Consider the following 7,371-nt stretch of genomic DNA (forward strand, 5'->3'; position numbering starts at 1 on the left):
GCCTGGCTCGCCGACACGCTCGAACGCATCGCAGGCGGCTGGCCAAACAGCCAAATCCCAGACCTCATGCCATGGAACTTCAAGCCCTAACGGCCTCGCCTACGCGCTTACGGTCATGCAGCAGAACGGGCTCACCCTTCAAAAGCATACGGCTCTCCGGCCCACCCGCACCCACGACGGAGTTGTGGTTGCCCTACGCTCCAATATCCGTTGGTGCTCCGATCATCTGGAGATTCATGCCAGGAATGGAGAGGTGGTGCGGATCGTTTTCGTCATCGACGCCTGTGACCGCGAGATCATCGCCTGGTCAGCTGTTGCCAATGCCGGCATCTCCGGCGAGATGGTCTGTGATCTGATGATCGCTGCCGTCGAGCGCCGCTTCCGCACACTCAAGGTCCCACACCGGCTCGAATGGCTGTCGGATAATGGCAGCGCCTATATCGCCCGGCAGACTGCACAGGTGGCCGCGGCACTGGGCATTGACCTGCTCTTTACCCCGGTACGAAGCCCGCAAAGCAATGGCATGTCCGAGGCCTTCGTCAAAACCTTGAAGAGGGACTACGCCTCAACCGTCATACTTCCAGACGCCGAGACCATCCTGGCCTTGTTGCCCGAATGGATCGAGGACTATTGTGAGGTACACCCGCACTCCGGGCTCAAGTTCCGCTCACCACGCGAGTTCCTGCGCCTCAGTGCCTAAACCCAACCGCCGACTGTCCGGTGAAATGGGGTCCACTCCAACTAGCGAACCGGACGTTTATTTCTATCGAGAAGTCGCGTGAAAACTCGATCAATCACGAAGCTGATGGAACAAATCATTCAGGCAACGGACTGTCGCCAAATTTCACCACTGTCCGATCGCGGATATGTACCGCATCGCCAAAGCGACAGGGCCAGGTATCAGAGTGCCTGCGCGATAGTCCGCGATAACTCTGGTCGAAACGCCCATGAGTCGACTCAATCCCTCTACGCTTAGGCGGAGCTCATTCATGATCGCCCTAAACTCCGACTTGGTCATAGATGCATTCGGCAATCGCAGGACGGAGCTCGTTAATACGCGTGATCCATTAGCCCACTCAAGAACTCGTCCGTCTTGAGCTACCCTTAGTGTCTCAAAAAGCTGCTTATCGTCACGCAGCTTTGTAAAACTACGATTGTTGTAAAGAAGAGGCGCCATATCGACCGACCGAGAGGATCCATCGCTGAGTGACACCAGCACTCGGAGGCCAACTAGACAGCTAACCTTTGTAATTTCAGCTTGCTCGTGTCCAGCGACCATTTCGATACCTTTTAAGACCGGATGACAACCCGGATTGATTAGCCCTAGACGTCTGGGTGGCTAGCCTTTGTGGCTGGGACTAGGGGCATCAAGTGTGCGCCGCGAAAACCCTGCCAATCATCTGACACAGAAATAGTCGACATGGGATCATCCCTGATCAGTTTGTTTATCAGGTGCAGTGTGGGCCTTGCCATAAGTGCCGTCTTCGAGACTTTGCAAAATAGTGGTTGGTATTGCTGCGTGCTTCGTAGAAGGCCAGCGGATGTCCCATCCCCAGGGATCCGCTTCGACGGATCGGAAAACGTCGTCATCGACAAGTTCGACAAACGCGCGATGGCTCAAGTGAGGTGTCAGATCAATTTCCGAAACTCTTCCATCCGGCCACTCAACACTAACGGTACGCCCCTGCCCAGGCGAGACCTTCGCAAGTCGAGGAATGGGCTTTCCGGCTGAAATCATTTCGACGTCTTCAATCGCTTGCTCCGAGGTCTGATTATGGGCTCGTCTGTAGAACAATTCGAACCAAGTCGGCTGCGTTCTTTGCGTTCATTTTCTGCATGACGCGGCCACGATGAACTTCCACTGTACGATGAGAGATGCCGAGAGTGTTGGCCGCCTCTTTGTTGGAGCGACCATTAGCAATAAGGTTGAGAACTTCTCGCTCTCGATCTGTGAGGGAATTGAAGCCTCTGATCTCAATCGAATTGCTGCCTACGACACTCTGAAACTGCTGCCTCAATGCGCTACGGATTGTACGCAGCAGATGTTCGCTATCCAGCGGTGTAGAACAGACATCGCGTGCGCCCGCTTTCATTGCGGCTACCGCTGCATCCACGCTCTGAGTGGCCTCGATGACGACTACCGGTATGCCACAGGTTTCAGCTTTGAACTGCATTAGAGCTGGAATTGTGCTTTGTTCAGTCACAACCGACTTCATCACGACCAGGTTCGGCCCGCGCTTCGAAACCGCGCGATTAAAGCTGTCGGTATCAAGAAAAAAGTGTGTGGCGTAGCCCTCAAGCCTGAACAGCACGCTCAGATGTTCGCAACTCTGAAGATCACTATCTAAAATATAGACAGTAATATCGGCCAGCGCTCTTTTCGAAAGGGTTATCTCATCTACCATGTTCGCCTCGTTGCGTAAGGTGATTGGTATTGTGACGCAGGTGAGAGCTCAAAAAAATACCTGTATAGTGGTAAGTATTGCTCCTTGCAAAGCGGCCAACTTGTCGATCAATTCCCCAAAAGTGGTATGCAGAATTTCGTATCGCCCAAAGTGAGGGGATCTTATCAACGGTAAGTTGCAAGAGGCCCCAAATCATGCCTCAATTGCTCAGCACAAATCTCTGAGGGACGCAGATGATTGGGCGTTTTTGGTATGAGGACACTCCAAGTGTCGCTCACATCTCATTGACACTTATTTGGCACGACGGAGAGCCTCACGGTCGGCTCAAGGCACCGGCTTACCTATGTGAGCAACTTGGAGAGACGTTCGGTTATCGTGAAGAGGAGGCTATGACGCTGCCTTTTGCGCTGAGCTACGCAGTACTTTTGGCCGCCATTTCGGGTGCGAAACTTACGCTAACCGGGGACGTATCCGTGTGGCCAGATGAGTGGGGCAAACTTTATCACCGTTCAACCGAGCCGATCTGTCAGGTTGAACGTGGAGCTCGTTTAGCCTGATGGCGGTGACAACTGCGTGCAGACGATTTAAGGCGCCCAGTTTGGTTACCGCGTGCTTCGAATGCACTTTCACTGTCTCTTCAGTGATGCCTAGCTGAACTGCTGCAGTTTCTGCGGTGTAGCCCTCAGCAAAAAGGCGCAGAACTTCCCTTTCACGCTCGGTCAGCACATTCCTTTTGGAATCGGTTTCGACGGAAAGTTTCGAGGCCTCAGCCTGCTGATGCACGGTCATGGTGATGCCGAACATCCCCTCATAGAGCCCCCCTGCATTTTGATGCGGAACGCCATGGCCTGTAGCGAGCACATAGCCTCCGTCAGCGCGGCGGACCCTGTAGTCGATCCTATACTCTTCCTGATCCAGGTTCGCTTTCGCGAACGCTGACCAAGTTGCACGACGGTCGTCTGGATGAACAGCGTTAAGCCAAACCGTACCGACACCATCCGCGATCCCAGTAAGTTCGCCCCAAGCGCTGCTGAGATAGATGCATTCGCCAAACTCGTTGCAGATCCAGCCGAGTTGGCGCGTGCTCTCCATAATTGAACGAAATAGCTTTTGACCTTCTGTCCAACTACTGGAGGGGTCTGCCATGACGAGCTCCGGCCGGTATGGTACGTCGAATGACATTAGATAATGCTGAAGTGAATTTCACGCAGTCATCATCCGAAGAATTGCTGAATTGTCCTGAAAATTACGTATTAACTCTTAGCCAACGCGCCTCTATATTTCGCCGCGAATTTAGTTGGATTATTCCTCCCACTAAGGCTCCACACCTCAGCGACACACGGCGGGAGCGAAGCGCTACAACACTACCTTGCTCAATTTCAAATCATGTCATTCATGCTGGAGAGCGCTAATTTGGGGAGCTCATAGATTATCGAAGTAATACTCAATCAAGATGTTGAAACGGCGTTATTTATTTTCTTCGCTACCACCACGTCCACTGCTTAAGCATTTTTGATCGCACAACCTGTAGGGAAGCATGTTCTCAATAAATACCCAGGCCGAACTGGATCTGTTGAATGATCAGATTTTCCGTCAGTTTGAAAAAACGGGCCTCGTCATTTCTGCAATGCCCGGAGGTTACGGACTTCCGCCAGTAGCGTTCACGATAGGCGGGGCGGCGACAGGGCATCCGGATTTGATAATGTATGGCATTGCGCCAGGACTAGCGGTGCCATCGCTAGAAAACGCGTTTTCAGTGGTGAAAGAACGGTGGCCGTTCCCGAATTTTGAGTTCTCTGACCAAGTCTTGGCGGGCTATGATGTTCGTTTTCGTGATGTTTCTCGAAGCGATCTGCTACATAGAACCATGGTGCTCACGCGAGCATTTAATCTGCAAAAAAAATTTTCACAGACGCCTCTGCTGCAGGTTCTTTGGCCGGACGAGAACGGCGTTTTCCCTCACGAATCTGGCTGTGATGCCGGCGTAGCTGCTTGCCAGCGGATTTAGGGCTTACGCAATTGAGTAGCAGGCGTCAGTGGTCCAACTTAGGTGCCAGCGTCTGCAACATAGTCTTGCAATAAGGTCCTTAACGCCAAGCATCATGTCTGCGGAGTGCTCAAATGGATACGCCAATCATCGGGTTCAGCGTCTAGAACTTCTTGCTGGGCTTGGATCCTGTGAAGTGATCGGAACTATGTGAGTCCCTTCGCTTTAGCATTGGTGTAGAGAGCCAAACCTCACCCATGGCGGCCACCTATCCAAGCTCAACTGCGGCTTTCAAATCAGCTTGAATTTCATAGCGAGAGCCACAGCATGAACCCGATTGAACGCCCCTAATTTGGCACCTGCGTTCGAGATATGAGTGTCGACTGTGCGACCGGTTATACCCAGAACTGCTGCGACGCTTTCGCTGGTACTTCCCTCAGATATAAGTCTCAGTATTTCACACTCTCGGTCCGTTAATCGCCGTCTCAGCGGCTGTTGGCCCTCCAGCTCGTCTTCGAAGGTGTCGGCTTGGTGTTCCTCAACGATGCATACGGTCCCTTGGAAACCTTGAAACTCGTCATCGTCGTTGAACTTCGGCAGAGCTACGGCCCAGACTGTCGAGTAGTTGTCTCCTGCACGAGCAAGGCGGAATAGCGACGAGTATGCACTGCGATTTTCATAAGCCTGGAAGAATGAACGGCGCACTCTGGCTACGTCCTTAGGGTGTACGAGGCTTATCCAGGTGAGCCCGAGCCCGTGGTCCTTTGCTGCGCCGGTAAACGTGAACCACTCTGGACTGAGATAGCAACACTCACCGGCAACATCCGTCGCCCAAGCGATTAGGTCAGTGTTTTCGGTTAGAAGCTGAAAATGCTTGTGTGCAGGGGCCGCAGCCGAGCGTGTCCTCATGGCTGAAATCGCCTTTCAATTGACGTGGGTCTTTGAACAAGTCGAAAACAAAAGCTGTGCCATTATAATATACAAACGCGATCAGACACTAGCGGACGTGATGCTGAAAAAAATGTGCAACAAGCTACCAACGAGAGTGATGTCCGCATGATTCGCGACATTATTTAATGTCAGCCCAATAGCTATGGTTTGGCAAACGCCTGAGTGTGATGGCCATACGCGAAGCGACAACTGCCCTTTTACAAAGATTTTTTCTTTGGGAGTCCTGCCAAAACAACCGTTGCGTCCGAAGGGTGGCGCTAGGAGTGGCTGGCCGACGCAAAAAAGAAACAGGCAATATTATGGACGAGCGGCCCGTGTATCGCCAGTCTGCTAAAGACGGCCTCTCTACAACGTCAAAGCTGGGCCATTTGAAAGCCGGTTTCTGTGAAGTGCAGTCTCAGTCGCTAGAGCGCGACGAGGCATACGGCCAAAGTTGGCTCCGACCCACGAACGGCGGCTTTTCGGCGTAGACACAATCGACTTGAACGTCCGAAAGGGGGTCGGATTCTGACCCAGGCGATTGGAATAAAAACTACCTACACGCGTCGAAAGTGGGCTTTCCTATTCGTCGAATAGAAAGACGCAACTCGATAAAGGGTAATTTTGATGTCCTACATTGATGGCTTCGTACTGGCCGTTCCCGCCGCCAACAAAGAACAATACATCGTTCATGCCCGCGCCGGGGCTGACTTGTTCAAGAAGTTAGGCGCTACACGTTTGGTAGAGGGTTGGGCAGAGGATGTGCCGCACGGACAGCAAACCGACTTCTATCGTGCTACCAAGCTGCAAGCAGGCGAAGTGCCACTTTTTTCATGGGTCGAGTATCCAGATCGTGCCACCCGGATGAAGGCCGGTGAGGACATGATGAACGATCCTGACGTGCAGACCATGTCTGAAATGCCGTTCGACGCCACGCGCATGATCTATGGCGGCTTCGAAGTGATCAACGACACCGGAGCCCGGGCCAAGCCGGGATATATTGATGGCATGATCTCTCCGATCCCGATCGCCAACAAGGAAGCGTATCGTGCCGCTGCCCTGGCCCAGGCACCCCTGCTTATTGAACAAGGCGCCTTACGCGTCGTCGACACTTTGGGCGATGATGTCCCTCCCGGTGAGACCACCGACTTTCAACGAGCCGTCGCCACCAAAGCCGACGAAACCATCGGCTTCTCCTTTATCGAGTGGCCGTCACGGCAAATACGGGACGCGGCTTGGACTATTCTTATGAAAGATCCTCGGATAGCCCCCGACCCCTCAATCTGGGACGCCTCCCGTTCAATCATGGGCGGCTTCGATCCGGTTGTTGATCGGTAGCAAGTAGATTGACCCTTCTGCCTTATTAAGTAAGCCGGCGGCCTGGCGCTTCAGGTGCCAGCCGCTGGCGTGCGATCAGCCAGATGTTTGCCGATACGACCTCTTTCAAGATTAATGGCTAAACTGTCCGATGTCCGAAATAGGGTCATTCCCGGAAACAACCATCGCCGACTTCGGTACTCGTATTGCCTAAGCTGCATCTTGCCACGCTACTGTTGGCGACCGCACCGGTGAAATCTCCCACATGGGCGTGGAGCAGCACCGACCTGACCCGCATGGCGGAGAACAACGGCCTCATCAGCGTAGTGACCACAATTCCCAAGTTCGACATTGCCGGGCCTGCTTATGGATCGACCGTTTCCAGCATGGTTCAATTGCGAGACGATTGGGCCCTGGATGACACGCACATGAACGCGACAGAAAATTCTGCCACCGGCGCTCTGTTGCAGGCGTGTATCGAAACAATACTTCCAGTGCTCGCCTGAACCCTCCCCCCCAACTGTCTGGGCTTTGAGACACTAAAGCCGGAGATTGGGACACTTTGACCTTACGGAAACACGCAGACTTTTCGTTTGAATGATAAAGAGGCTCTCGTTCAAGGAGCCTCGCATGTGAGCTGCTGCCGGTTTTGAGGACACCAAGATAAGGTGTTTTTGGAACTGGAGAGTTTTGATGGAGAGACGCAAGTTCAGCCGGGAGTTCAAGCTCGAG

Annotated in this window: 7 protein-coding genes and 1 pseudogene; 5 read left to right on the plus strand and 3 right to left on the minus strand. The window is 53.1% G+C overall.

Going from position 1 to position 7,371, the window contains the following annotated elements:
• Both ASG47_RS20570 and ASG47_RS04435 read left to right on the plus strand, forming a co-directional pair.
• Window positions 1-90: transposase domain-containing protein (locus tag ASG47_RS20570; RefSeq protein WP_156463981.1), on the plus strand; the 90-nt coding region annotated here is incomplete at its 5' end.
• A gap of 16 nt (window positions 91-106) precedes the next feature.
• Window positions 107-700, plus strand: a pseudogene (locus ASG47_RS04435) (DDE-type integrase/transposase/recombinase); the annotation flags it as partial.
• A gap of 1,072 nt (window positions 701-1,772) precedes the next feature.
• On the opposite strand, the gene ASG47_RS04440 reads toward ASG47_RS04435, so the two are convergent.
• Together ASG47_RS04440 and ASG47_RS04445 are read right to left on the minus strand one after the other, a co-directional pair.
• Window positions 1,773-2,405, minus strand: a complete 633-nt coding sequence (locus tag ASG47_RS04440) for a response regulator transcription factor (RefSeq protein WP_061907549.1) — start codon at window positions 2,403-2,405, stop codon at window positions 1,773-1,775.
• Window positions 2,406-2,855: 450 nt separating this feature from the next.
• Window positions 2,856-3,551 (minus strand): LuxR C-terminal-related transcriptional regulator, encoded by a 696-nt coding sequence (locus tag ASG47_RS04445; protein WP_162243217.1) that lies wholly within the window; start codon window positions 3,549-3,551, stop codon window positions 2,856-2,858.
• 391 nt (window positions 3,552-3,942) lie between these two features.
• Between ASG47_RS04445 and ASG47_RS04450 the strand changes: the two genes are divergently transcribed.
• Window positions 3,943-4,413: a DUF4262 domain-containing protein gene (locus ASG47_RS04450; protein WP_061907551.1), complete on the plus strand. Its 471-nt coding sequence runs from the start codon at window positions 3,943-3,945 to the stop codon at window positions 4,411-4,413.
• Window positions 4,414-4,683: 270 nt separating this feature from the next.
• Here ASG47_RS04450 and ASG47_RS21285 read toward each other — a convergent pair whose 3' ends face one another.
• Complete coding sequence (locus ASG47_RS21285; protein WP_061907552.1) at window positions 4,684-5,301, minus strand: LuxR C-terminal-related transcriptional regulator; 618 nt, start codon at window positions 5,299-5,301, stop codon at window positions 4,684-4,686.
• A gap of 648 nt (window positions 5,302-5,949) precedes the next feature.
• Here ASG47_RS21285 and ASG47_RS20180 point away from each other — a divergent pair.
• Both ASG47_RS20180 and ASG47_RS04465 read left to right on the plus strand, forming a co-directional pair.
• Window positions 5,950-6,660: a DUF1428 domain-containing protein gene (locus tag ASG47_RS20180; RefSeq protein ID WP_082511566.1), complete on the plus strand. Its 711-nt coding sequence runs from the start codon at window positions 5,950-5,952 to the stop codon at window positions 6,658-6,660.
• A gap of 185 nt (window positions 6,661-6,845) precedes the next feature.
• Window positions 6,846-7,145: a hypothetical protein gene (locus tag ASG47_RS04465; protein ID WP_156463989.1), complete on the plus strand. Its 300-nt coding sequence runs from the start codon at window positions 6,846-6,848 to the stop codon at window positions 7,143-7,145.
• Window positions 7,146-7,371 lie beyond the last annotated feature (226 nt).

It is taken from the genome of Devosia sp. Leaf420 (genome assembly GCF_001425445.1).
GTDB lineage: Bacteria > Pseudomonadota > Alphaproteobacteria > Rhizobiales > Devosiaceae > Devosia.

Bases quoted from the DNA above. Each gene is read 5' to 3' on its own strand.
- ASG47_RS20180 (WP_082511566.1), top strand. From the start codon at position 5,950: ATGTCCTACATTGATGGCTTCGTACTGGCCGTTCCCGCCGCCAACAAA.
- ASG47_RS04450 (WP_061907551.1), top strand. From the start codon at position 3,943: ATGTTCTCAATAAATACCCAGGCCGAACTGGATCTGTTGAATGATCAG.
- ASG47_RS04445 (WP_162243217.1), bottom strand. From the start codon at position 3,551: ATGGCAGACCCCTCCAGTAGTTGGACAGAAGGTCAAAAGCTATTTCGT.
- ASG47_RS04440 (WP_061907549.1), bottom strand. From the start codon at position 2,405: ATGGTAGATGAGATAACCCTTTCGAAAAGAGCGCTGGCCGATATTACT.
- ASG47_RS21285 (WP_061907552.1), bottom strand. From the start codon at position 5,301: ATGAGGACACGCTCGGCTGCGGCCCCTGCACACAAGCATTTTCAGCTT.